Annotated in this window: 25 protein-coding genes and 1 tRNA gene; 12 read left to right on the top strand and 14 right to left on the bottom strand. The window is 36.5% G+C overall.

Annotated features, from left to right (window positions below; translation table 11 throughout):
- Together JK139_RS05380 and JK139_RS05375 are read left to right on the top strand one after the other, a co-directional pair.
- Positions 1 to 1,405 (top strand): RHS repeat-associated core domain-containing protein (locus JK139_RS05380; RefSeq protein WP_317196293.1); only part of this gene is annotated, 1,405 nt, incomplete at its 5' end.
- Positions 1,406 to 1,409: 4 nt separating this feature from the next.
- On the top strand, positions 1,410 to 1,811 hold the full coding sequence (locus tag JK139_RS05375; protein WP_218330727.1) for a hypothetical protein: 402 nt from the start codon (positions 1,410 to 1,412) through the stop codon (positions 1,809 to 1,811).
- A gap of 52 nt (positions 1,812 to 1,863) precedes the next feature.
- Here the strand turns inward: JK139_RS05375 and JK139_RS15625 are convergent, their stop codons facing one another.
- Positions 1,864 to 1,992, bottom strand: a complete 129-nt coding sequence (locus tag JK139_RS15625) for a hypothetical protein (RefSeq protein WP_262900165.1) — start codon at positions 1,990 to 1,992, stop codon at positions 1,864 to 1,866.
- 154 nt (positions 1,993 to 2,146) lie between these two features.
- Here JK139_RS15625 and JK139_RS05370 point away from each other — a divergent pair, with 154 nt between their 5' ends.
- Together JK139_RS05370 and JK139_RS05365 are read left to right on the top strand one after the other, a co-directional pair.
- Positions 2,147 to 2,458, top strand: coding sequence for a hypothetical protein (locus tag JK139_RS05370; RefSeq protein WP_218330726.1), 312 nt, complete (start codon positions 2,147 to 2,149; stop codon positions 2,456 to 2,458).
- A 216-nt stretch (positions 2,459 to 2,674) separates the two neighbouring features.
- Positions 2,675 to 3,013, top strand: a complete 339-nt coding sequence (locus tag JK139_RS05365) for a hypothetical protein (RefSeq protein WP_218330725.1) — start codon at positions 2,675 to 2,677, stop codon at positions 3,011 to 3,013.
- A 98-nt stretch (positions 3,014 to 3,111) separates the two neighbouring features.
- On the opposite strand, the gene JK139_RS05360 is transcribed toward JK139_RS05365, so the two are convergent.
- The gene (locus JK139_RS05360) at positions 3,112 to 4,515 is read right to left on the bottom strand and encodes a chloride channel protein (protein WP_218330724.1); all 1,404 of its coding nucleotides are present in this window, start codon (positions 4,513 to 4,515) and stop codon (positions 3,112 to 3,114) included.
- 183 nt (positions 4,516 to 4,698) lie between these two features.
- On the opposite strand from JK139_RS05360, the gene JK139_RS05355 reads away from it, so the two are divergent.
- The 4 genes from JK139_RS05355 (at position 4,699) to JK139_RS05340 (ending at position 8,907) form a co-directional block, all read left to right on the top strand.
- The gene (locus JK139_RS05355; RefSeq protein WP_176712979.1) at positions 4,699 to 5,397 is read left to right on the top strand and encodes a response regulator transcription factor; all 699 of its coding nucleotides are present in this window, start codon (positions 4,699 to 4,701) and stop codon (positions 5,395 to 5,397) included.
- A gap of 50 nt (positions 5,398 to 5,447) precedes the next feature.
- Positions 5,448 to 6,839, top strand: a complete 1,392-nt coding sequence (locus tag JK139_RS05350) for a sensor histidine kinase (protein WP_218330723.1) — start codon at positions 5,448 to 5,450, stop codon at positions 6,837 to 6,839.
- A gap of 158 nt (positions 6,840 to 6,997) precedes the next feature.
- Positions 6,998 to 7,888: an OmpA/MotB family protein gene (locus JK139_RS05345; RefSeq protein WP_218330722.1), complete on the top strand. Its 891-nt coding sequence runs from the start codon at positions 6,998 to 7,000 to the stop codon at positions 7,886 to 7,888.
- A gap of 155 nt (positions 7,889 to 8,043) precedes the next feature.
- Positions 8,044 to 8,907, top strand: coding sequence for a universal stress protein (locus JK139_RS05340; protein ID WP_074420021.1), 864 nt, complete (start codon positions 8,044 to 8,046; stop codon positions 8,905 to 8,907).
- On the opposite strand, the gene JK139_RS05335 is transcribed toward JK139_RS05340, so the two are convergent.
- Complete coding sequence (locus JK139_RS05335; protein ID WP_068242888.1) at positions 8,908 to 9,756, bottom strand: AraC family transcriptional regulator; 849 nt, start codon at positions 9,754 to 9,756, stop codon at positions 8,908 to 8,910.
- Between the two features lie 169 nt (positions 9,757 to 9,925).
- On the opposite strand from JK139_RS05335, the gene JK139_RS05330 reads away from it, so the two are divergent.
- Genes JK139_RS05330 through JK139_RS05320 form a run of 3 tightly spaced genes read left to right on the top strand, consistent with a single transcriptional unit; the run spans position 9,926 to position 14,470 of the window.
- Entirely contained in the window at positions 9,926 to 11,428 is a 1,503-nt protein-coding gene (locus tag JK139_RS05330) for a xylulokinase (protein ID WP_074420020.1), read from the top strand.
- Between the two features lie 11 nt (positions 11,429 to 11,439).
- Positions 11,440 to 12,768, top strand: a complete 1,329-nt coding sequence (xylA, locus tag JK139_RS05325) for a xylose isomerase (protein ID WP_074420019.1) — start codon at positions 11,440 to 11,442, stop codon at positions 12,766 to 12,768.
- Between the two features lie 28 nt (positions 12,769 to 12,796).
- Positions 12,797 to 14,470 carry a sodium:solute symporter family transporter gene (locus tag JK139_RS05320; protein ID WP_218330721.1) on the top strand — a complete coding sequence of 558 codons (1,674 nt, stop codon included), beginning with the start codon at positions 12,797 to 12,799 and terminating at the stop codon, positions 14,468 to 14,470.
- 78 nt (positions 14,471 to 14,548) lie between these two features.
- Here JK139_RS05320 and cmk read toward each other — a convergent pair whose 3' ends face one another.
- The 3 genes from cmk to JK139_RS05305 all read right to left on the bottom strand — a co-directional run bounded on the left by cmk (position 14,549) and on the right by JK139_RS05305 (position 17,237).
- Positions 14,549 to 15,232: a (d)CMP kinase gene (cmk, locus tag JK139_RS05315; protein ID WP_074418219.1), complete on the bottom strand. Its 684-nt coding sequence runs from the start codon at positions 15,230 to 15,232 to the stop codon at positions 14,549 to 14,551.
- A 39-nt stretch (positions 15,233 to 15,271) separates the two neighbouring features.
- Positions 15,272 to 16,162: a 4-hydroxy-tetrahydrodipicolinate synthase gene (gene dapA / locus JK139_RS05310; RefSeq protein ID WP_218330720.1), complete on the bottom strand. Its 891-nt coding sequence runs from the start codon at positions 16,160 to 16,162 to the stop codon at positions 15,272 to 15,274.
- 79 nt (positions 16,163 to 16,241) lie between these two features.
- Positions 16,242 to 17,237, bottom strand: a complete 996-nt coding sequence (locus JK139_RS05305) for an acetyl-CoA carboxylase carboxyltransferase subunit alpha (protein ID WP_074418221.1) — start codon at positions 17,235 to 17,237, stop codon at positions 16,242 to 16,244.
- Between the two features lie 130 nt (positions 17,238 to 17,367).
- On the opposite strand from JK139_RS05305, the gene JK139_RS05300 reads away from it, so the two are divergent.
- Positions 17,368 to 17,441: transfer RNA gene (locus JK139_RS05300), tRNA-Asp, on the top strand.
- A gap of 143 nt (positions 17,442 to 17,584) precedes the next feature.
- On the opposite strand, the gene JK139_RS05295 is transcribed toward JK139_RS05300, so the two are convergent.
- From JK139_RS05295 to JK139_RS05260, 8 genes are all read right to left on the bottom strand, one after another.
- Positions 17,585 to 18,571 (bottom strand): hypothetical protein, encoded by a 987-nt coding sequence (locus tag JK139_RS05295; RefSeq protein WP_074420017.1) that lies wholly within the window; start codon positions 18,569 to 18,571, stop codon positions 17,585 to 17,587.
- A gap of 73 nt (positions 18,572 to 18,644) precedes the next feature.
- Positions 18,645 to 19,202 carry a D-glycero-alpha-D-manno-heptose-1,7-bisphosphate 7-phosphatase gene (locus JK139_RS05290; RefSeq protein ID WP_074420016.1) on the bottom strand — a complete coding sequence of 186 codons (558 nt, stop codon included), beginning with the start codon at positions 19,200 to 19,202 and terminating at the stop codon, positions 18,645 to 18,647.
- 26 nt (positions 19,203 to 19,228) lie between these two features.
- A complete protein-coding gene (locus JK139_RS05285) occupies positions 19,229 to 19,918 on the bottom strand; it encodes a nucleotidyltransferase family protein (protein WP_074420015.1) in 690 nt (229 codons plus the stop codon).
- 81 nt (positions 19,919 to 19,999) lie between these two features.
- On the bottom strand, positions 20,000 to 20,575 hold the full coding sequence (gene gmhA / locus JK139_RS05280) for a D-sedoheptulose 7-phosphate isomerase (RefSeq protein WP_218330719.1): 576 nt from the start codon (positions 20,573 to 20,575) through the stop codon (positions 20,000 to 20,002).
- Positions 20,576 to 20,586: 11 nt separating this feature from the next.
- Entirely contained in the window at positions 20,587 to 21,612 is a 1,026-nt protein-coding gene (locus JK139_RS05275; protein WP_074420013.1) for a GHMP family kinase ATP-binding protein, read from the bottom strand.
- A gap of 11 nt (positions 21,613 to 21,623) precedes the next feature.
- Positions 21,624 to 22,766 (bottom strand): glycosyltransferase, encoded by a 1,143-nt coding sequence (locus JK139_RS05270; RefSeq protein WP_218330718.1) that lies wholly within the window; start codon positions 22,764 to 22,766, stop codon positions 21,624 to 21,626.
- 4 nt (positions 22,767 to 22,770) lie between these two features.
- A complete protein-coding gene (locus tag JK139_RS05265; protein ID WP_218330717.1) occupies positions 22,771 to 23,712 on the bottom strand; it encodes a glycosyltransferase in 942 nt (313 codons plus the stop codon).
- Positions 23,713 to 23,719: 7 nt separating this feature from the next.
- Positions 23,720 to 24,229 (bottom strand): DUF4199 family protein, encoded by a 510-nt coding sequence (locus JK139_RS05260; protein ID WP_074420010.1) that lies wholly within the window; start codon positions 24,227 to 24,229, stop codon positions 23,720 to 23,722.
- Positions 24,230 to 24,236 lie beyond the last annotated feature (7 nt).

Here is a 24,236-nt window from a genome sequence, read left to right as displayed (position 1 = left end):
ATTGGGCACACCCGCCAATCCCTTAGCAGCGGCCACCCATGGGGCATTAACGGGAAGCCAGCTAAGTAGTATAGGCAGCAATAGTAGTGGCGTGGGTAGTTTTTTAACATCCGGCAGGTTACCCACCACCTCTACCGTACCGAGGGCTTATATAAATTATATTATTTTGAATGATCAATTTCAGTATATTAGCGGAGGCTTTAGTGTGGTAGGCAGTAGTGGTGTAGTAAAAGACCACCACAATGATGCCAGCATGCAGGGTATACAAATACCTAAAAATGGGTATATTTATATTTATTGCAGCAATGAAAGTCCTGTAGATGTGTTCTTTGATAATTTGCAGGTAGTGCATACACGAGGGCCTTTGTTGGAGGAGACGCATTACTATCCGTTTGGTCTCACCATGGCAGGCATCAGCAGTAAAGCAGCAGGCGGTATAGAGAACAAATACAAATACAACGGCAAGGAATTACAGCACCGGGAGTTTAGTGATGGCAGTGGTATAGAACTGTATGATTTTGGTGCCCGGCTGCAAGACCCCCAATTAGGCAGGTGGAATGGAGTTGACCCATTGGCTGAACAAATGCGCCGCTTTTCTCCCTATAACTATGCGTTGGATAACCCGGAACGGTTTATAGATAAAGATGGAATGGAAGCGGAGGAATATGAAGGTGAATATGGTGTAAGAGACAATACTACTTCAGCAGCTTCATTTAAGAGTTGGAAGTATATTAAGTTTTATCCGGGATCTGCTGGGCCTGCTAAAAGATTCAGTATTAAACAAAATTCAAATGATGATTGGATACATAATAAAACAACCGGTAGGGTTTATTGGGACGATAATGTAAAGAAAGCTGATGATGTAAAAAATCCGAATGAAGAATATTATGGAGATGGTTCAGAAAAGAAACGGTACGTTTCAAATGCAGGAACAGTTGAACTAGGAAAAAACGGAGATTGGCATATTGTTACAAATGAAGAGCTGGAGAATGCGCTGTCTGCACAAGGTAATGGGGGTGACAATTCTACTGCTGCCATGTGGAATAACGTGAATACAGGCATAGGAGCTTTTGATGTTGGTCAAGGAGCTAAAGGAGAATTAATAAACTATGCTGCAAAATCAAGCCCTGCAATAAATGATTTGAAATATGTCAAGGGGATGAAGGTATTAGGAGGTGCAACATTTGTAACATCTTCTGTAATCTCTGGCGGACTTGCAATTAATTATTATAACAATGGAGGAACAAATAATTCCGTATGGATGAAATCTGCACTTGATATTGGAATGGGCTATGTTGGATTTTTAGGACCTATCGGTTTTGGAGTAAGTGCAACTTATTTTCTTTTTGATGCGGGTGGTGCTTTTCAAGGTTGGGGCGACCCTTTAACAACTCCAAAGAGATAATACTATGAAACTATTAAGCTATTTGTTTTATAGATTATATCAACTAATGATAAGTGTCGGGAACGGTTTGGTTGCTGAGTATTATGCCATATTTTTAATGGCGATGACATTGGGTTTAAATGTGTACAGCATCATTTCTATTTCCTATTTATTTGGTTATAAAATAGATTTAGGATTAGATACAGGATTGAAAATTGGCATGTGCTTTTTTGTACTTGTTTTAATATTGTATTTTACATTTCTTCATAAGAAGAAGTATTTAGAAATAGTAAAGACTTATGAAGGAGAAAACCCACAAGATAAAACTAAGGGAAGATTAATCATTATTGGTTATCTTATTTTATCTTTTCTATTATTAATTACTTCCATGTACCTGATGGCAAAGAAAAACAGGGGAGAATTGTAAAACGAAACAGAATTAAAACAACAAAGCCCGGCAAGTCTGGGCTTTTGTTAATTTACAGGGCAGCGATATTTTTAGCAAAGAAGTCTTTAAATTTTTTCTTAGTCAGGAAAGTATCAATCATTTTAAAGACCATATTTTTTTCTTCGGGTTCAAGCTCTGCAATGAGCTTTACCCATCTCATCGTAGTTTATCGAAAATTCAATTTTTCCCTCGGCGTATGGCTGTGCCTACGCCGCACATTTTTGTAGTTTTCATCTATCATCACCAATTTTCATTCAATATATCAATAATTTTGTATAGCATTATTATTTCAGTATATTAGCGGAGGATATAGTGTGGTAGGCAGTAGTGGAGTAGTAAAAGACCACCATAACGATGCCGGCATGCAGGGTATACTAATACCGAAAAACGGATATATTTATATTTATTGCAGCAATGAAAGTCCGGTAGATGTGTTCTTTGATAATGTACAGGTAGTGCATACACGAGGGCCGCTTTTGGAAGAGAGCCATTATTATCCGTTCGGCTTAGTTATGAGCGGCATATCTTCTAAAGCATTAAACGGTGCACCCCCCCAACCTAAGCGTAGTTTAAGTTTATCCAACATAAAAATTTCCCCTCAGCGTATGGCTTTGCCTACGCCGTAATTTCTTGTAGCTTCCAGCTACCCGTGGCAAATTTCATCCAATAATCACCTCTATATCAAAACCCCACCACTGCCAACATATTCTTTCAAAAGGCCATCTTGCAAAAGGTTGTCTTTTTTATTTTGGTATTATTATCCCATGCAATTTCTGCAAAAGTCTTATATCAATTAAATTGTATAGAATTACCAATTTCAGTATATTAGTGATGGCTTTAGTGTGGTAGGCAGTAGTGGTGTAGTAAAAGACCACCACAATGATGCCAGTATGCAGGGTATACAAATACCTAAAAATGGGTATATTTATATTTACTGCAGCAATGAAAGTCCGGTAGATGTGTTCTTTGATAATGTACAGGTAGTGCATACACGAGGACCAATACTTGAAGAGACGCATTATTATCCGTTTGGCTTAACAATGGCGGGAATATCTTCAAGGGCTTTGTTGTTTTCACACATAACTAATCCCTTTTCTTTTACCTTTTATTGTATCCAACTTTTTCATATTTCCACATCAAATTCTTACCAGACTATTGAATATATAAACAGTACTATTTAAATGTGAAAGGATGTATTTATATATTCATTAACCAAAACCAAAAACTTTGTGAAAACAATTCCAATGGTTTTAAATTTGAATCAGGCATTGGTAGTATATTATGAATTAGAGGATAAAGTTGGTGCTACGCTATTGTTTTTTTTCTCATTCTCCATTTCTTCTTCCTTGTTTAATTCATCAATGAATTTATCTTTCACACGGTCGTAAAATGAATGTCTGTCAATAATCAGTGCAGCCATATTGGCTACCATTGCTGCGAGCAATAAGTGAAAAATAAGTGTATGCCGATCAGTCATTTCTAATACTAAAATAGCACAGGTAAAGGGTGTTCTGCTGATGCCGGTTAAAAAAGCAGCCATGCCGGCCAAAATAAGCACATTGGTATCTGTGGCAGAAAGATGGAGCCAACCGCCCACAACAGCACCTACTGTTGACCCCGCACTGAGTGAGTTTACCATAATACCCGCAGCACCGCCCATAGGATTACAAATAATAATACCTACCGTACGTAAAATGGGCAAATACCAGGGTAAGTGTTTATCACTACTAAACAAGGTGTTGGTCATTAAATCTTTTCCTGAATTTAGTACCCTTATATCAATAAAATAGGCCATGAATGCTAAAATAAAAGCGCCAATTACAATGTATAGTATGGTTTGATAAGTGTGTTTAAAACTTTCTTTCCACTTTAATATTTTTAAAACATAATATCCTAAAGCTGAACCTCCTACACCCGATATAATGGCTACAATAATTACAGGAATAAATACAAAATTAGATAGATGGGTTACATTCGGATAGCCCAGATACAGAAAGGGACCTGCCAATGCCTGTGTAGTTAATCCGGCAATAATTAAAGCAGAGAAGATGGAGGTTCTAAAATTACTGATATGCGTTTTGGTGAGTTCTTCCATGGCAAACACAATACCACCCAAAGGGGTATTAAAGGCGGCTGCAAGACCGGCGGCAGCACCTGTCATAATCATATAACGTTTAGAAACTTTGGGCCACCAGTCGGGTAACCATTCATTCACTTTTCTAAATACAGAACTGCCAATGTGTATAATAGGGCCTTCTCTGCCAATAACACCCCCACCAAAAATAAATACCAAACTGGATAATATTTTAATAAAAATAATTCTTAAACCCAATAGCTTCGTCAGTTTTTCTTCATTATGTGGTTTAGCCAGTTCAATGGCAGCAATTACCTGCGGATTACCACTTCCCCTGGCAAATGGTGCAAATTGTTTCACCAACCACCAGGCTACCACAAATGCAATGGGGGGAATAATAAATAATAAATAACGGTGTGTTGTAAATAATTGCATTCCCATATTTTCGGCCCACGAAAATGCTCTGCCATAGTACACTGCAATCAATCCCACCAATAAAGAGGCAACCCAATAAGGTATAGCACTCAAAATGTTTTTTCTAAGCCTGTCATTATGCAATCTGTCATAAATCTGCTTACCAATTGCTCTAATTTTGCCTTTTATCGCCATGTATTCGGATTCTATAACTATTTTTGATATTAAATTTCACTAAATCCATTTTTTCGAATCGCAAAGGTCTTAAAAAAAATGCGTTCCGGATATTAATAACCAATTAGAATTAGGTTGATCATTTGATGGATTGAGGTGAAAATAATGAAAATGATTCAAAAAATATAGTTCTAAAATATTCATATGGATGAAAGAAAGATTTTATTAGTGGAAGATGAAACTAAAATTGCTCAGGCCTTAAAAAAAGGCTTAACAGAAAATGGCTATTATGTAGAAGCTGTTTTTGATGGGGCTATTGCCAAACGACTCTTCCAGCAACATGAATATGATGTAATTATATTAGATGTGAATTTGCCAGGCATGAATGGTTATGATTTATGCAAATTTATTCGTACCCAAAATCAGCACATACCGGTAATCATGCTCACTGCGCTTAGCACAACCGATGATAAGATTGAAGGTTTTGATGCCGGTGCGGATGATTATGTAATTAAACCTTTTGAGTTTAAAGAGTTATTGGTTAGAATAAGGGCGCTGCTGAAGCGAACCATCAATCAGCAAATGCCCATGGGCAATATTTTACGTGTGGCAGATCTGGAAATGAATTTAGATAGCAAGGAAGTAAAACGAGGCGATAAAAAAATAATTCTTACTGCCAAAGAATTTCAGTTGTTGGAATATTTTATGCGTAACCGAAATCGTGTTTTATCCAGGGCAGATATTGCTGAAAGCGTTTGGGATATTGACTTTGATACACAAACCAATGTAATTGATGTGTACGTAAACTATTTGCGTAATAAAATTGACAAACAATTTCCAACTAAATTAATTCATACACAGGTAGGCATGGGGTATGTATTAAAGGAAGAACACAACCGGTAAACATAAATAGCCTGTTTTTATACTTTTTAGGAAATGATTAAAGCAGCAATATGAATATTAAGTATAGAATTACATTTTTGTTTACACTGGTGGTGTCTGGTATTCTGCTTTTATTATGCCTGTCTATCTTTTATTTTTCCAATCTAAACAGGGCATTTTCATTTCGGGAACGCATAAAGAACAGAGCTATTACAACAGTAAGTTTATTATTAAAAGTTACTGGTATTAATCCAAATTTATTACGGCGCATTGATGAAATAACGCAGATATCTTTAGACCAGAAAAGCTTTCAGGTGTTTGATGCCTCCGGTAAAATTATATATAGTTATGCGGACGAAAATATAGCACCGGTACATGTTAATAGTGCTGTTTTAAACAGGGCAAAAACAAAAGGAATCTATTTTTTTAATTACGAAGGAAGAGATGTAGTGGCTGTAAACTATTTGGATGATGCACACAATTATATTGTAGTTGGTGCCGCATTTGATAAAGATGGGTTACAAAAATTAGATGAATTAAAATGGATTTTATTCTTCAGCTTTATTTTAGGTGTTCTCATCACATTTCTTTCGGGGCTATTCTTTTCTGAAAGAATAGTACACCCCATTCAAAAAATTACAAGAGAAGTAAAAGAAATTTCCTCTCAAAATTTATCTCGCAGAATTGAAATAAAAGAACCCCAAGATGAACTGTACCAATTGTCTTCAACATTTAATGAGTTGTTAAACCGCCTTCAGGAATCATTTGAAATTCAACGTAGGTTTATTGCCAATGCTTCTCATGAATTATCAACCCCTTTAACAGCTATTTCCAGTCAATTAGAAATTACACTTCAAAATGAACGTTCCGCAGAAGAATATAAGTCGGTCATTTATTCTGTGTACGATGATGTGAAAAACCTGAACCAGTTAACCCGTAGTTTATTAGAAATTGCAAAAGCAAGTGGTACATCAGATGGTATTGAACTATCGTTAGTTAGGATTGATGAATTATTAATGCGTTTACCGGTTGAATTACGTAAAGCAGATGCCAAATATTTTGTAGAGCTACACTTTGAAACATTTCCGGAAAATGAAGACAAACTATTAGTATTTGGAAATGTAGATTTATTATACAGTGCCATCAGAAATATTGTTATAAATGCCTGTAAGTATTCACATAATCATACTGCAAATGTTTCGCTGGTATTTTCTGAAAATGAGTTGAATATTATGGTCAGTGATAACGGACCGGGCATTCTTCAAAGCGATATTGATCTTATTTTTCAGCCTTTTTATCGGGGCGAAGAAGGGGATAATAAACAAGGTTTTGGTTTAGGCCTCCCATTGGCACTCAGAATTATAAAAATGCACAAGGGTAATATCATCATCAAAAGTGAAAAAGGAAAAGGCTCAGAATTTACAATTATTCTACCCATTGGCAGGTCATTCCATCTTATTTAAATTTCTAATTGCTTTCTAATGCAATACTAATTACCGATTAATTGTACCATTCTATCTTGCATCCTGTTGTAAAAAAACAACCTTTTCAAAGCATATTAAAAGTACATTTTGTTGTATTATGTTTTGAAAAGCTGCATGAAAAAATTAAATACACCACAATGAAACTTCCCAGTCTTTTACTCATTGCTTCCTCTCTTATTTTATTTGGAGCCTGTGTTAGCCCCAAAAAATTACGTACTGCCGAAGCCAAATACAATCAATTAGATTCCGCTTATGTTGCCAAGCAAAATGAATTAAGGGAATGTCAGGGTAATATGAAAAATCTGAATGATCAGGCAAGCGATTTTGCCAAACAAAAAGCAGCTTTACAAGCCAGAATTGATGATTTGAATAACCAGATTGGTTATCTGAAACAAAACAGTACCAGAGTACTCGATCAGTTAAAAGATCTTTCTGTTGTTTCCGGATCTCAGGCAGAGAGTATCAAACAATCATTGGCCAATTTAAATGCAAAAGATTTGTACATCAACAACCTGCAAGCATCTTTAGCCCGGAAAGATTCTTTAAACATGGCATTGGTAATGAATTTGAAAAGTGCTTTAAGTGATATTAATGATACTGATATTAATATTAAAGTTGAAAAAGATGTAGTGTACATTGATATTTCTGATAAATTATTGTTCAACAGTGGTAGCTACAATGTTACCAACAGGGCAAAAGAAGTATTGGGTAAAGTAGCTAAAGTTTTGAATGCACATCCTAATATTGATTTTATGGTAGAAGGTAATACCGATTCTAAACCTTATCGAAATGGATTATTATTAGACAACTGGGATTTAAGTGTTAAACGTGCTACTGCTGTTACAAGAATTTTACAACATAACTATCAAATAGATCCTAAACGAATTACTGCTGCCGGTAGAGGTGAGTATGTACCCGTTGCATCTAATGATACCAAAGAAGGCAGAGCTTTAAATAGAAGAACAAGAATCATTATTTTACCACAATTAGATCAGTTCTTCAAATTACTCGAAAAAAATAACCAATAAATATTTAAGGTTTTCTCATATACTCAAGCAGGGTTAATTAAAAGCCGCACTTTTCTAAGTGCGGCTTTCTTATTTTATGTTTAATATACTTCTAATTTCACACTAATAGCCTGTTAATTTCGGTAACGTATGTTTGTTTTGTTTAAATTATGTAAATGCTGCCCTTCCAAAAAATATTAATTCTCATTCATAATAATATTGATGCAGAAATTGCAATTCATAAGTTAAAAGATTTGTATGAACATCCCTGCACCGAACTGCATTTTGTTTGGGTAATTAAATATTTTAGCTGGAGAAAATTTATTGGCCTTAAACCGCAACAACAACGAGCTTTAAAAAATAGCCGTATCAGGCAAAAAAAAATTGAAGCAGAAATGTTGTTGAATGAAATACAGGCCAGGGTATTTCAGGCATTTCCGGATGCAATCATATATACTCAGATTGTTGTAGATGCCTCTGTTAATCATGCATTGGTGCAATACATCAATCTCGCATCTATTGATCTGGTATTGTCTATCCGTCAAACATTAAAAAATATTTTTTACCAAACAGGCATCAATATCAATTATATTATCCAACACGCAGGCTGTCCGGTTTTAAGTGTGAATGCGGGAACCATGAATCATTCCATCAAATCTATTTTAATACCGGTATATTCGTTTTTGCCCGATAAAAAAATAGAATTGGCTTCTGCTTTTGCAAAGAAATACAATGCTCAGATTTATATTATCACCATTTTAAATGATAATGAAGCCCAGTCAAAAATAATAGCAGATGTGTTTTATTTAACGTATAAAAAATTAAAAGACGAGGGGTTCAATCCCCACTATAAAATGCTTTCTGGCGTATATGCACCTGAAATATTAATTAAATATGCGCATCAGGTAAATGCTGACATGATTCTTATTAATCCTGAAAAAGGAACACCCGGTAAAAAAAGTATTATTAAACGTTCATTGGCCGATTTTTTGAGTCCGATATCTCCTTTGCAGGTGTTAATGCTGCAACCTGCCATTTAATTAACCCAGCTTAAACTGTTTTCTATATTGAGATGGGGTTACCTGTTTTACCTGTTTAAATTGTTTGCTAAAATGTGCCCAACTATTATACCCACTGTTATAACAAACATCTAAAATATTATGATTACCTGTTTGTAAAAGTTTACAGGCATGTCCAATACGCAGCTCCTGTAAAAAATCAAAATAACTTTTTTTAATATTTTTTTTAAAAAATCGGCAAAATGTTGGAATGCTCATTTCTGCAATGGCTGCAACTTCCTCCAAAGTAATATGTTTCAGGTAATTTTTTAATGAGTATTCAAATACTTTTTCAATCACTGAGTTTTCTTTGGAAGAGGGAGTTAGCGAAAAGTTGGCAGTGATAACCTGATATTCGTTTGATGTGCTAATAGCATGCAAACAATGCAATAATTGTGTAATACTGTTTAATCCGTTTAATTTTTCTAAGGCACTTATTTCTTTTGCAATCTTATTTTGCAAAGTTTTTTGAAGTTGCAATCCATTATTATTTCCAGTTAGTAAATGATAAACGCTTTTTAATTCGGGTAACATTAAAAATGACTCTCCTAAAAAATGTTTGGTAAAATGCACAACAATGGCACTGCCTATCATTTTATGATGTGCTTTTCTAAACCAGTGTGGTAAATTTCCGGCTAAAAAAAAGATATCTCCTACTGTATAATTACCAACATAATCTCCAATTAAGGCCGTTCCCTGACCTTCGGTAATTAAAATTAATTCATATTCTTCATGCTGGTGCCAATTGGTTTCAAAGTTTGGTGTTCTATAGGTTCGGCACGCAAATGAGCTGTCTTGTGCAATATGAATTTTTTGAATGAGTGGTTGCATAATTGAAAATAACCTCTATTTTATCAGAAAATATTCTGAAAATTAGGTAAAAATGATAAGATAGAATATTTCTTTTTAAAAATAGCAGTTGTTTCAATCTCTGTGCACCACCTACTTTTGAATTGTGTTGAACAGCAAAATTTGATTGCCATATTGAAAATGTTTTATTATGTATGTGTTAGGAATAGATGTAGGAACTTCCTCCATTAAAGTTTCAGTAGTTGAAATTGCAACAGCACGCATTGTTGTAACAGTGCAATATCCCGAAAAAGAACGTGCTATAATTTCCCCTGAAAATGGATGGGCCGAACAGGCACCCACCCAATGGTGGGAGGATGTTCAACAGGCTATTTTAAAAGCCCATGCTACCCAAAAGTATGTTCCAAAAGAAATTAAAGCCATTGGAATTGCCTATCAAATGCATGGATTGGTGATGATTAATCGAAAGCATGAGGTAATCCGAAATAGTATTATCTGGTGCGATAGTCGAGCCGTAACTATTGGCGATACAGCATTTCAAGCAATGGGTGAAAATTATTGTTTAACGCATTTACTCAATTCACCGGGCAATTTTACTGCTTCTAAATTAGCCTGGGTTCAACAGCATGAACCACACCTCTACAATCAGATTTATCAGATACTTTTACCAGGTGATTATATTGCATTACAATTTACCGGACAAACCACAACAACGGTATCAGCTTTGTCGGAGGGAGTTTTTTGGGATTTTCAACAGTGTCAACTATCTGCTGCTGTTATGCATTATTTTGGTTTTAGTGCAGATTATATTCCCACTGTTCAGCCTGTTTTTGGAGAACATGGTACATTGTTACCCGATGTAGCCGCACAACTTCAATTGCAACCCGGCATACCGATTACTTACAAAGCCGGCGATCAGCCTAACAATGCACTTTCTCTCAACGTATCTGAACCCGGCGAATTTGCTGCCACAGCAGGAACATCGGGTGTTATTTATGGGGTTACCGACCAGCTTGTTTTCGATCGGCAATCCCGCATCAATAGTTTTGCGCATGTAAATTATACCAATGATGCACAACGTATTGGCGTATTGCTTTGTATTAATGGTACAGGCATCTTAAATAGTTGGTTGCGAAAAATTAGCGGTGCGTCTATATCTTATGCAGAAATGAACCATTTGGCTGCACAAGTTTCGTTTGGGAGTGATGGACTTTTGATGTTACCATTTGGTAATGGTGCCGAACGGATATTGCAAAATAAAACCCTACAGGCGCATATTGCAAACATTGGTTTGAATATACACTCTTCAGCACATTTATATAGAGCAGCACAGGAAGGTATTGCATTTGCTTTTAAATATGGCCTAAACATAATGCGTGAAAATAAACTGGTACCCAAGGTTATCCGTGCCGGAAAAGCCAATATGTTTTTGAGTGAGGTGTTTGCTGATATTTTTGTTCAAAATACCGGTGTGCCCTTGCATTTGTATAACAACGATGGAAGTATTGGCGCAGCCATGGGCGCAGCAATTGGAGCAGGTGCCTACAACTCTATTCAGGAAGCAATGCAGCATCAGCAACCCGTTGCCGTTATGATGCCCGATAAAAATAAAATGGAACTATATAGTCAGATTTATAACCGGTGGGAAGCATTATTAAATGAAAAATTAAGCAATCCTATTCAATCACTTTAAATTGTAATAATATGAATGTAGTAACAGGAAACCAATTGTTTTTTAAAGAAACCGGCGCAATAAAATATGAAGGGCCGGAAACCGACAATCCACTTGCTTTTAGATGGTATAATGCTGAAAAAGTAGTTGCGGGCAAACCCATGAAAGAATGGTTACGTTTTGCTTGTGCTTACTGGCATTCGTTTGTTGGTAATGGCGCTGATCCGTTTGGTGAGCCAACACATTTGTATCTCTGGAATGTGAAGGCAGATCCTATAGAACGTGCCAAAGATAAAATGGATGCTGCTTTTGAATTTATCACCAAAATGAATATGCCATTTTATTGTTTTCATGATGTAGATGTGGTAGACTTTACCAATGATTTGATTGAAAACGAAAAGCGCTTGTTAACAATGGTTGAATATGCAAAGCAAAAACAAACAGATAGTGGTGTGCAATTATTGTGGGGTACTGCTAATTTATTCAGCCATCGCAAATACATGAATGGAGCAGCTACTAATCCTGATTTTTTAGTGTTAACACATGCTGCTGCTCAGGTAAAAGCTGCATTAGATGCTACCATTGCTTTGGGCGGTGCCAATTATGTGTTTTGGGGTGGAAGAGAAGGCTATATGAGCTTGTTGAACACAAACATGAAGCGTGAAAAAGAACACATGGCCCGCTTCTTACATACTGCAAAAGATTATGCCAGAAGAAATGGCTTTACCGGCACTTTCTTTATTGAACCCAAACCTTGTGAGCCTACCAAACATCAATATGATTATGATAGTGAAACAGTGATTGGCTTTTTACGTGAATATGATTTATTGAATGATTTTAAATTGAATATTGAAGTAAATCACGCTACACTGGCCGGACATACTTTTCAACATGAGTTACAAGTAGCGGTTGATGCAGGTGTATTGGGCAGTATGGATGCCAATCGTGGTGATTATCAAAATGGATGGGATACCGATCAGTTTCCCAATAATATCAATGAAATAACAGAAGCTATGCTGGTTATTTTGGAAGCAGGTGGATTTAAAGGCGGTGGTATTAATTTCGATGCGAAACGCAGAAGAAATTCTACCGATAACCTTGATTTATTTTATGCCCATATTGGTGCCATGGATACATTTGCCAGAGCTTTGGAAATTGCCGATAAAATTTTAACCCAATCTGATTACAAAAAAATACGTACCCAACGGTATGCCAGTTTTGATTCCGGCGAGGGCAAAGCTTTTGAAGAGGGTAAATTATCATTGGAAGATTTAAGAAATTTTGCTGTTAAACAAGGAACACCTGCTACAATTAGTGGTCAACAGGAATATCTTGAAAGCATTATTAATCGTTATATTTAATTTGTTTATTCATCAATAAATCCCAAGTATGCAAGGCCTTCATTTATTCGATTACTTAGTTTTTTTATGTTATTTTATTATTGTTTCGGTATATGGATATTGGGTGTATAAACGAAAAAAGAAAGTAACCACCACTGCCTCACACGATTATTTTTTGGCAGAAGGTTCTTTAACCTGGTGGGCCATCGGTGCATCATTAATTGCTTCAAATATTTCAGCCGAACAGTTCATTGGCATGAGTGGTAATGGGTTTAAAATGGGCCTTGCAATTTCTACTTATGAGTGGATGGCTGCAGCTACTTTAATGATTGTGGCCATTTTTTTCATACCTGTTTATTTGAAAAACAAGATTTACACCATGCCTCAGTTCCTTAGCCAGCGTTACAATGGAACCGTAGCAATGATTATGGCGGTATTTTGGTTGTTGTTGTATGTAGTGGTGAATCTTACCTCCATTTTATATTTAGGTGCTTTGGCTATTAACAGCATATCGGGTATTAACACTACTTTTTGTATGTATTTATTGGCCGTGTTTGCCATCTTTATTACGCTGGGTGGTATGAAAGTAATTGGATATACGGATGTTATTCAGGTTTTCTTTTTAATATTAGGTGGATTGGTGACTACCTACCTTGCTTTAAATTTAGTGGCCGATAAATTTGGTGCAACAGGTTTGCTAAAAGGGTTTCATTTAATGATGACACATGCCAATAATCATTTCCATATGATTTTGAAAAGAGATAATCCGAATTATATTGATTTGCCCGGATTAACAGTTTTAATTGGCGGTATGTGGATCGTAAATTTAAATTACTGGGGTTGTAATCAATATATTACCCAACGTGCATTAGGAGCCGATTTAAAAACTGCACGTGGTGGATTATTGTTTGCTGCTTTTTTAAAGTTGTTGATGCCTGTAATTGTGGTATTACCCGGTATTGCTGCATTTGTTTTATACCAACAGGGCGATTTTCAACATGCTATGTTACAGAATGGCGAAGTAAATACCGATAAAGCTTATCCTGTTTTATTGAATTTATTACCGGCAGGATTAAAAGGGCTTGCTTTTGCAGCACTTACCGCTGCAGTAGTAGCTTCATTAGCCGGTAAAGCCAATAGTATTTCTACCATTTTTACATTAGATATTTATAAGAAAAAAATTAATCCGGCTGCTACTGAACAAAAAACAGTTGTTGTAGGAAAAATTGTAGTAGTAGTGGCAATGATACTGGCTATCATCATTGCGCCCTTAATGGGCATCGATAAAAAAGGAGGCTTTCAGTATATTCAGGAGTATACTGGATTTGTATCACCGGGTATTTTTGCCATGTTTATACTGGGTTTTTTCTGGAAGAAAACCACTTCAAATGCAGCTTTATTTGCTACCATTGGCGGCTTTGCTATGTCAATTGTTTTTAAATTTTTGCCAATGCTCATAAATCTGTCTTTCTTGTCACCTTATGGGTTTGCAGTACCTAATGAATCAGGTGTTTTTGAAATTCCATTTTTAGACAGAATGGGTCTTGTATTTGTGATTTGCATTTTTGGAATGTATGTTATCAGTACGATTGAAAACAGGCGAGGCGAAACTACCAAAGGTTTAGAAATTGATCGTTCCATGTTTAAACTAAGCCCCGCTTTTACGGTAGGGGTATTGATTGTTTGTGGCATTATAGCGGCATTGTATACCGTTTTCTGGTAGCAATAAGTATACAAGTTTTTTGAATAAAATGGCCTGTTTTTTAATGCAGGCCACTTTCAATATAAGGGATATTGAAAGTTATTTTTGGTGAGTCGTTTCCATTGCCCATTTATACGCAATGTTTAACTGTTCTTCTTTGGTTAAGTTGCTGTTATTTAATTCCTTAGCATCATTTGCCTTACGTAGTGGGCTTTCCGTTCTGTTGGTGTCAATATAATCCCGCATTTCTAAATTGGCTTTTACATCTTCAATCGTTATATTTTTGTTCTGTGCAAACAATTCTTTAAAACGGCGTTCAACCCTTATGGCAGGATCGGCAGTTACAAATATTTTTAATTCTGCTTGTGGAAATACAGTGGTACCAATATCTCTGCCATCCATAACAATGCCTTTTAAACGGCCCATTTGCTGCTGTTGTGCAACTGCAAATTTTCTAACGGCGGGTATAGCGGCCACTTCACTCACTTTTGCACTTACTGCCATATTTCTTATTTCGGCTTCTACATTGATCCCATTCAGTAACATGTTATTTTGTTCTGTTTCCGGATGAAACTCAAATGCCAAATGAATATGTTTTAAAGCTTCAGCAACTTCGTTTTCATGATTGGTTTTAATTTTATGTTGAATGAAATACAAAGTAATGGCTCTGTACATAGCGCCACTGTCAATAAAAACATAATGTAATTTTTTAGCCAATGCTTTGGCTAATGTGCTCTTACCGCAGGATGAGTAACCATCTATTGCTATGATTATTTTCTTCATACAATGCTTTAGAATGCGCAAACAGTAGAAAACGGTTTGCTACTGAAACTGTTGCAGCCATTTTTGTATTTTCTGGTCTAATTCTGTGCTTACAGGCACCACCGGTAAACGAACGGAATTTTCAATCAGGGTTAAATGATGCATAAATGCTTTTACACCTGCCGGATTATTTTCAACAAACATATAATCGAATGCCTGTAAAAGTTTGAAGTGTAAGGGTTTGGCCAAATTAAAATTGCCGTCAAGGCAATACCGTATCATAGTAGAAAATTCTTTTGGGAATGCATTGGCTGCTACGCTGATAACACCGTCCATTCCCAATGCAATCAGTGGTAAGCTTATAGCATCATCGCCGCTTACTACTAAAAAATCAGATGGTCTGTCGCGTAAAATATCCATACATTGTTGAAAATCGCCACTCGCTTCTTTCATGCCTGCAATATTGGGTACTTCGTGTGCCAGTCGCAGTGTAGTAGCTGCCGTTATATTTCTGCCGGTACGGCCGGGTACATTGTATAAAATAACCGGTTTGGGTGCAGATTGGGCAATGGCTTTATAATGCTCATAAATACCCTGCTGGGATGGTTTGTTATAATAGGGTGCAGCACTCAAAATAGCAGCGGCTTTTTCAAGTGGATAGGATTGTACATCATCTATTACAGATTGGGTATTATTTCCACCAATACCTACCACTACAGGAATCCGGTTGTTTACTTTTTCAAAAGTAAAGTGTACAATTTCAATTTTTTCGTCTTTGGTTAAGGTAGGAGTTTCTCCTGTTGTGCCTAATGTTACAATATATTCGGCACCACCGGAAATAATATGTTCAATTACCCGGCCAAGTGCAGGATAATCTACAGCTTTTTGTGCAGTGAAAGGGGTAATAATAGCAACACCGGTACCTTTCAATATTTGATGTAGAGAGTTCATTGTATAGAATAATGATGGTTAATTGTTGTTTTGTTGCATGGTGTACTGTAGTACAAGTGTGCGACGCAAGGGACGATACTTATTGTGCTTCAGCCGGCTCAACAGGCAATTCATCCCAAAAGCCCATTTTGCCAAATTTTTCAATTCTTTGTTGAATGCGTATTTCCGGGTCTGTATTTTTCACTAACGCTAATGCATTGCTGATAGATGTTTTTAAAAGAGCAGCTGCCTGATTATAATCCCAATGTGCACCACCTATTGGTTCAGGTACAATTTCATCTACCAGTCCAAATCCTTTCATATCAACTGAAGTAAGGCGCAATTGCTCAGCAGCCACTTCTTTTTTATCCCAGCTACGCCATAAAATAGAACTACAGCTTTCAGGCGATATAACGGTGTACCAGGTATTTTCCATCATGAGTATTTTATCGCCCACACCTATGCCGAGTGCACCGCCACTGGCACCTTCGCCAATGATGACACAGATAACGGGAACTTTTAAACGAATCATTTCATAAATGTTACGGGCGATAGCCTCACCTTGTCCACGTTCTTCTGCTTCTAATCCTGGATAGGCACCGGGTGTATCAATAAAAGTAATCACAGGTTTATTGAATTTTTCTGCCAACTTCATTAACCGAAGTGCTTTTCGGTAACCTTCCGGATTGGCCATACCAAAATTACGCTGTTGGCGCATTTTGGTATTAATACCTTTTTGTTGCCCAACTACCATTACTGTTTCGCCATCTAATTGTGCAAAACCGCCAATCATGGCTTTGTCATCGCGAAAGTTTCTATCACCATGGAGTTCTACATAATTGGTTAACATTTTTTCAATGTACTTATGAGTGTAGGGTCTGTCGGGGTGGCGGCTCAACTGTACCCTTTGCCATGGTGTAAGCGAAGCGGTAATTTCTCTTCTTTTTTCAATGATAGCATTCTCTAATTTCTGAATGCTGTCACTCATATCTATTTTGCTTTTTTCAGCAGTTTGTTTTAATTTTTCTATTTCTTCGTACAAGGTTTTAATAGGTTGTTCGAAGTCGAGGAATTGTCTGTTGGGGTATTGTGGCATAGTTAAAAGTATGATTGATGCGGTAAAATTAGGGTTTGTAATTTTTTTTAGAAAAGATTTGTTTTGAAAATATCAATCCCCTTATCTTTGCCGTCCCGAAAACAGGAGTAAATACCTAAAAATGGGAAAAGGATCGGTAGTTCAGTTGGTTAGAATGCCGCCCTGTCACGGCGGAGGTCGCGGGTTCGAGTCCCGTCCGGTCCGCAATAAATGCCTTGTAAATGTATTATTTACGAGGCATTTTTGTTTTTGAGATGAAATGATTTTTGCTAAAAATAATGGGGGTATGATTTTGCTCAACAAATCATGATACTCGACTAAAAAAATGTTGATTTAAGATTGATGAATTATTGGTTCTGTATACTATCCTTCTTTTGCTGTGCTTTTTCCATATTTTTTCGGGAAATTTCTTCTAAAACTTTTTCCTTTCTGTTGCCTTTTTCATCTAAAATTGGTGCAGGTAAATCGGATTGATTTTTATCGAAAATGATATTTTGAAATGGATTGTTTACATACACCCAAAAACCATTCACCCATCTAAACCCTTCATAATCGCCATAAGGAATTAAGTTATAGGTATTTTTTTCATCGGGCGATTCACTTACCAGCCGGCTAAAAATAATGGCATGGTATTTTGCATCGTAATTCATGCGTACGCCTGCATCTTTTTTATATTCTAAATAAAACCGATAAGCAGGTTGCGGTGGTTTAATTCCATCTGCCGGATATTTAAAATAATTGCCACCAAACTGTGGCAGACCATCGGGTTTAAATGTTAATACTTCTATCCATTTCTTCTCACTGCGTGCATTGTTTTCATCTAATCCTAACAGTGTATAATATTTTTTATTTTGATACGTAGTAAGGATAATTTTATAATATATGGCACCAATCCAGTTATTGTTGGTGCGTATGGAATCGGTAGGCGATTTGGTAAATTCGGAAGCATCGAATAAAGGGAATAATTTTAAACTGCCATCTGCAGTGCGCATTTGAATGGCCCCTCTTTGCCGGTAATAAGAATAATCTTTCATTACCTGCCAGGTAAATATTCTGAAGCTGCTATCCGGCGCATATAGTTTGGAAATGTTTTGAACCGAATCGAAAGGATAATAAAATGAGTATGGTGTTTTTAATGCTTTTACAAAATTTCGTATAAATGCACTATCGGCCTGAAAACGTTCTAACCAGTCGTTGGCATATACAATATTGTGCGCATCTTTTTGTAGCAGGTTTTCTATTTTTTGAATGGCTTGTATAGAAGTTGCCGGTATTTCCTGCGTGAAGGAAAAGAAGGGTAGAAGCATTAAAAATACAATAACAGTACTGCGCATGTTGATAAAATATGCCTCTAAGATACAACACCACTCCTGCTTATTGATTTTGATGCAAAAATGAGGATGAATTTTATGCTTTTATTAAAGCCTTTGCTACATGGTATAAATCATCAAATCTTGCATCAATCAGTGGATGTGGATATGGTGTTTCAGGATTAGTAGTTGCAACAAAAATGGTATACATTCCGGCATTTTTGCCAAATGCCATATCTGATAATTTGTTGCCAATCATCATACTTTTTGAAAAGTCTATTTCAGAAAAATCTTCTTTTGCCTGAAAAGCCATTCCGGGAGCGGGTTTTCGGTTGGGTGAATCATCCGATAAATCAGGACAAAAATAAATTTTATCTATCCTGCCCCCTTTTTCCTGTATTTCCTGCAGCATATTTGTATGAATGATATGAAGGCCATCTACTGTTAACAAGCCTTTTCCAATACATTTTTGATTGGTTACCACTACAATTCTTTTAAACAATGGGTTCAATAATGCCAATGCTTCTTTTACCCCAGGTAAAAAATGAAATTCGTTCCACGACAATACATAATCGTCTTTTTTTTCGGCATTGATTACGCCATCTCTGTCTAAAAATAAAGTCCATTCCTGGCTAATGTCCGGTAAATGATTCATTAAACTGTATTTAAGGTTGCCAATGGTTAACTGAGTTCCGCTTGTGCTTTTAAATAATCATCCGGAATCCCGATATCAATAAAATATTCATCCTGCACATAGCCAAACAATTCGTTCTTGCCGGTTTTTTGTTCAAGATAATCTTTTTCAAAAGAAAATTTTTCAGGCAATTTGTTGGCTAAAAACCGGTGTACATTTAATAAGTATACGCCTCCGTTTATCAGGCCTTTTTCTGTATGTTTTTTTTCATGAAAGGCAATAATTTCATTGTTTTCATTGATGGTAACGGCCCCGTATCTATCAAAGTGTTCCATTGGTTTTAAACAAAGGCCGCAAGCAGCTTTTTTGTTAAGATGGAACTGCATAAATGTTGCAAATTGGATGGTATAAAGGGTATCTCCATTAGTAACCAATACATTTTCTGATTGTACAACCGAACAGGCCAACTGAATAGCGCCACCGGTGCCTAAAGGTTCCTGCTCTGTTACAATGGTATAGCTTTCTGCTGACAAATGTTGTTGCAAGTACTCCGTAAAATATTGGTGTTTGTAGCCCAAAGAAAAAATAAACCTGTTAATACCCTGTTGTTGCAAATGGGCTATGATATATGCAATAAAAGGTTTGCCGTTTACCGGAGCCATACATTTGGGTAAATCGGGCACAGCGCTTTTTAATCGGGTACCTATGCCCCCTGCAAGTATAATGGCTTCATTCATGTTGTGCTTCTAAAATGATTGCGTTAAACCGGTTGCTTGTTTATAAAACCGGTGTAATAGTGAATGTAATGGGCGGTTGTTTTATGTAAACAAATTCGCTTCTACCATTTCACAAATAATATGACCCAGCATAATATGGCTTTCCTGAATACGTGGTGTATCAGTTGAAGGCACATTGAATAAAATATCGCTACAATCTTTCATTTTACCGCCGGTACTGCCGGTAAAGCCAATAGTTATCATTTGGTTGGTTTTTGCGGCTTCAAATGCTTTTAAAATATTGGGTGAATTGCCCGATGTACTTAAACCTATCAATACATCACCCGGTAATCCGGTACCCTCTATAATTCGGGCATAAATTACATCATAACTATAATCATTGGCAACAGCAGTAAGGTATGAGGTATTGCAGTGCAGGGCTTCAGACGGTAATGCCTTTCTGTTTTTATAAAAACGGCCTGAAAATTCTGCTGCTAAATGTTGTGCATCGGCAGCGCTGCCTCCGTTACCACAAAACAAAACTTTATTGCCATTTTTAAAGGCATTGGTAATTAACTCAATGGCCTGCTCTAAATTTTGCAGCATATTGGCATCCTGCAATATGGCTTGTTTTACCTCAATTGAGGCGTTGATAACTTCTTTAAATTTGTTTTGCATAATACATTTTTTTATTGAACCGTCCAGCTGGTTAGTCCATGTTGTGTAAACTGATAGGGTTTTACAATTCCGCCAAAATTATTCAATACATCAATAACTTTATAACGGGTATTATTAGGGCAATAAAAAGTCATGAATCCACCACCGCCGGCACCACTAATTTTTCCGCCGGTAGCGCCAGCCAGTCGGGCGGACTGATAAATATCTTCAATAAAAGAGTTGGAGATATTGTGTGCCATTTTTCTTTTTTCCTGAAAACCAAAATCCAATATTTCTCCAATTTCATGTAAACGGCCTTTTAATAAAGCCTCCTTCATCATTTTAGATTGTTCTTTTAATTGATGCATGGCTTCAATACTTTTTTCATTTTTGGCATGCACATTTTTTTGTTGCTCTTTAATAATATCAGCCGATTCTCTGCTGGTTTGCGTGTAATACAATACCAAATTATGTTCTAATTCATTCAAATACTCTTGTTTAATGCGGAGTGGATTTACAATTACTTTATCTGATGCATAAAATTCCATAAAATTTACACCACCAAAAGTAGCTGCATATTGGTCTTGTTTACCACCTGCTAATTTTAAATCGTTTCGCTCAATATCATAAGCATAATGGGCAATATCATAATCGCCTAAGGGTAATTTCAGCATTTCTACAAATGCACCTATAATAGCCACTACAAGGGTAGAGGAGGTGCCCAAACCACTGCCGGAGGGTACATCAACAAAAGTGGACAATTTAAAACCGGTAAGCGGCAGCCCGTAATCTTTTTGAATTCTGTTGTAAACACCCTTGGCTAAATCTAATTGCCCGTCAATTGGTAATTGCGGCATCCATTCAAAACGTTGCTCTTCCCTTCTGTCAATGGCTTCTATTATAATACCATTTTCCTGAATAGGTTCAATAGAAGCATATGCATACAATGAAATAGTGGCATTTAGAATAGCACCGCCAAATTCATCGCTATATGGACTTACATCGGTACCTCCACCGGCAAGGCCTAACCGTAAGGGCGTTTTACTTCTGTATATCATACCATGGAAGGTTATTGTTTCATACAATCATTCTCTGCTAATTGCAGCAGGGCATTGCTTAACTGAGCCCAACTGTATTTTTTCTTTTCTTCACGAAGTTGCGGTAAAAAATAAGATTCTCCTAATGTATACAGTTGAATAATACCTGCTGCAATGGCTTCCGGGTTTGGTTCCGTAATAATTCCTGCTTTTAAATGGGGTACCAAATCGGGTAAGCCACCCACATTGGTTACCAGCATAGGTTTTTCAAAATGATAGGCCAATGGGGTAACGCCACTTTGGGTAGCATTTTTATAAGGTTGTATAACAAAATCTGCAGCACTTAAATAATATTTTACTTCACTATTCGGAATGAAATCTGTGCGCAAATACAATTGCGATTGTAAAGCCAGGTTTTGAATGATGGCATCATATTTTTGCCTGTCTTCATAAAACTCGCCGGCAATTAGCAATTTAATATTGGCTTGTTGAATAGCAGGTTCATGCATAGCCTGCAATAATATATCAAGCCCTTTATAGGCTCTGATAAAACCAAAGAACAAAATAATTTTTTCTTGTTCAGGTAAATGAAGATGCACTCTGGCCTCATTTTTAGGAATAATACTTCCAAAAGTATCGTATAGCGGATGCACTACTTTTAACGCAGGTTTTTGTGTAAATTGTTTTAAATCTTTCAACACCTTATCGCTCATGGTTACAAAACCATCAATCGTTTTGGTAAAGTATTGGGTAAAAGCTGTATCGCCCGGCCTTTTTTCATGGGGTATTATATTATCGGCAATACAAATAATTTTTGTGTATTTGTTTTGATGGGCAATACGTAAAATAGTACCCAGACATGGGCCCATAAAAGGCAACCAATAGCGCACTACAATGAATTTTGGACGCATTTTTTTTAACTGTAATCCAACGCGGATCCAATTGAATGGATTCACGGAGTTTATACACACTTTAATAGCGATATCTTGTGGTGCAGGTTCGGCTGAGTATTGCGTAGTTCCGGGAAACAAAAAAGAAGGATATTGTAAAGAAAAGGTATAAATGGGGGTATTAAAACCTTCTTCTTTAAACTGGCGTGCCAGCCTTTCATTAAAAGATGCCAGTCCACCTCGTAAAGGATATGCGGGCCCTATGATGATTACTGTTGCTGACATGCGATTAGATGCGTATTTTTTCTTCTATTAAATAAACATTTCTTTCCGATGCATTGCGGGCAATCAGCTCTCCAATAAAACCGGCTAAAAATAGTTGCATGCCAATTATCATTGAAGTAAGGGCAATATAAAATGAAGGTCGGTTGGTTAAAGAAAAATCAGCCTCCATAAATTTTGCAATGATTAAATAGATACTGCTAATGAAGCCAATGATAAAAAACAAAGTACCCCATAATCCAAAAAAATGCATGGGTTTTTTTCCAAAACGGCTTACAAAACTAATAGTAGCCAGATCAAGAAAGCCATTGATGAACCTTTCCCATCCAAATTTTGAAACACCATATTTACGGGGTTGGTGGGCCACTACTTTTTCCGTTATTTTTCTAAAGCCCGCCCATTTGGCAATAACTGGAATATAACGGTGCATTTCGCCGTATACTTCAATACTTTTTACTACCTTTTTTTTATAAGCTTTTAATCCACAGTTAAAATCGTGTAAAGGAATACCGCTGCTCCATCGGGCTGCAGCATTAAATATTTTAGAAGGGATATTTTTTGTAAGTGTATTGTCGTATCTTTTTTTCTTCCAGCCACTCACTAAATCAAATCCATCCTGCACAATTAATTGCCGAAGTGTGGGAATTTCATCGGGCGAGTCTTGTAAATCAGCATCCATGGTAATAATTACATCACCTTGCGCAGCTTTAAATCCCTCATTTAGCGCAGCGCTTTTTCCATAATTCCGTTGAAATTTAATGCCCTTGATATTTGTATTGGCAACTGATAAGTTCATAATTACTTCCCAGCTATTATCGGTACTGCCATCATCTACCAAAACAATTTCATAACGGTATTCATTTTCCGTTGCCACTTTATCAATCCACCGGCATAGTTCCGGTAGTGATTCTGCTTCATTCAGTAATGGTATTACAATTGATATATCCATTCTATTTTTATTGAGTAGTGGTTGTTTGATATTTTTTAGGTACTGCCACAGCTGCCAATAATGCACCCGCACCTCCGGCTAATAAAAATAAAATTAATACCCCTGTCAATTGCGTATTCATCCAAATTTGTTTAGCACGATTTATATTGGCCGGTAAATTAGTAATGGCCTCTCCATGTTTTTTTACTTCCTCTTGTAATAAACTAATTTGGTGGTTTACATAATTCGGAAACAAATAATGCATAGCTATAAAATTATACACAAAAAATAATGCAGTAGCAACGGCCACTGTTTTAAAGCCGTGGCTTAAAATCAATGAAAAACCTTTTACCCCTTTTGTTTGATGGTTAAATAACCAGGTACTGATGAAGGCTGCAACAATAAATACCGATAAAATAATAAAGCCATACCAGGGCAGATAAATAAGTTCTGTTATCTGGCCAATGGCATTGAGCAGCATGATAAGCCCAGCGATGATAATGCCCTTTTTAATATGTGATGTACACGAAACCTCCATACTTCAA

It is taken from the genome of Hydrotalea lipotrueae (genome assembly GCF_019249625.1).
GTDB classification, from domain to species: Bacteria; Bacteroidota; Bacteroidia; order Chitinophagales; family Chitinophagaceae; genus Hydrotalea; species Hydrotalea flava.
Note: the sequence above shows the minus strand (reverse complement) of the source record. Positions and strands in the feature narration are given on the sequence as shown.

Excerpts from the sequence above, each read along its gene's own strand:
- JK139_RS05305 (WP_074418221.1), bottom strand. The coding sequence starts at position 17,237 with ATGCCACAATACCCCAACAGACAATTCCTCGACTTCGAACAACCTATT.
- JK139_RS05285 (WP_074420015.1), bottom strand. The coding sequence starts at position 19,918 with ATGAATGAAGCCATTATACTTGCAGGGGGCATAGGTACCCGATTAAAA.
- JK139_RS05340 (WP_074420021.1), top strand. The coding sequence starts at position 8,044 with ATGCTGCCCTTCCAAAAAATATTAATTCTCATTCATAATAATATTGAT.
- JK139_RS05265 (WP_218330717.1), bottom strand. The coding sequence starts at position 23,712 with ATGGATATATCAATTGTAATACCATTACTGAATGAAGCAGAATCACTA.
- JK139_RS05295 (WP_074420017.1), bottom strand. The coding sequence starts at position 18,571 with ATGCGCAGTACTGTTATTGTATTTTTAATGCTTCTACCCTTCTTTTCC.
- JK139_RS05320 (WP_218330721.1), top strand. The coding sequence starts at position 12,797 with ATGCAAGGCCTTCATTTATTCGATTACTTAGTTTTTTTATGTTATTTT.
- JK139_RS05355 (WP_176712979.1), top strand. The coding sequence starts at position 4,699 with ATGGATGAAAGAAAGATTTTATTAGTGGAAGATGAAACTAAAATTGCT.
- JK139_RS15625 (WP_262900165.1), bottom strand. The coding sequence starts at position 1,992 with ATGAGATGGGTAAAGCTCATTGCAGAGCTTGAACCCGAAGAAAAAAAT.
- JK139_RS05330 (WP_074420020.1), top strand. The coding sequence starts at position 9,926 with ATGTATGTGTTAGGAATAGATGTAGGAACTTCCTCCATTAAAGTTTCA.
- JK139_RS05345 (WP_218330722.1), top strand. The coding sequence starts at position 6,998 with ATGAAACTTCCCAGTCTTTTACTCATTGCTTCCTCTCTTATTTTATTT.
- JK139_RS05270 (WP_218330718.1), bottom strand. The coding sequence starts at position 22,766 with ATGTCAGCAACAGTAATCATCATAGGGCCCGCATATCCTTTACGAGGT.
- dapA (WP_218330720.1), bottom strand. The coding sequence starts at position 16,162 with ATGAACTCTCTACATCAAATATTGAAAGGTACCGGTGTTGCTATTATT.
- JK139_RS05360 (WP_218330724.1), bottom strand. The coding sequence starts at position 4,515 with ATGGCGATAAAAGGCAAAATTAGAGCAATTGGTAAGCAGATTTATGAC.
- JK139_RS05350 (WP_218330723.1), top strand. The coding sequence starts at position 5,448 with ATGAATATTAAGTATAGAATTACATTTTTGTTTACACTGGTGGTGTCT.
- JK139_RS05260 (WP_074420010.1), bottom strand. The coding sequence starts at position 24,229 with ATGGAGGTTTCGTGTACATCACATATTAAAAAGGGCATTATCATCGCT.
- gmhA (WP_218330719.1), bottom strand. The coding sequence starts at position 20,575 with ATGCAAAACAAATTTAAAGAAGTTATCAACGCCTCAATTGAGGTAAAA.
- cmk (WP_074418219.1), bottom strand. The coding sequence starts at position 15,232 with ATGAAGAAAATAATCATAGCAATAGATGGTTACTCATCCTGCGGTAAG.
- xylA (WP_074420019.1), top strand. The coding sequence starts at position 11,440 with ATGAATGTAGTAACAGGAAACCAATTGTTTTTTAAAGAAACCGGCGCA.
- JK139_RS05335 (WP_068242888.1), bottom strand. The coding sequence starts at position 9,756 with ATGCAACCACTCATTCAAAAAATTCATATTGCACAAGACAGCTCATTT.
- JK139_RS05290 (WP_074420016.1), bottom strand. The coding sequence starts at position 19,202 with ATGAATCATTTACCGGACATTAGCCAGGAATGGACTTTATTTTTAGAC.
- JK139_RS05275 (WP_074420013.1), bottom strand. The coding sequence starts at position 21,612 with ATGATATACAGAAGTAAAACGCCCTTACGGTTAGGCCTTGCCGGTGGA.
- JK139_RS05375 (WP_218330727.1), top strand. The coding sequence starts at position 1,410 with ATGAAACTATTAAGCTATTTGTTTTATAGATTATATCAACTAATGATA.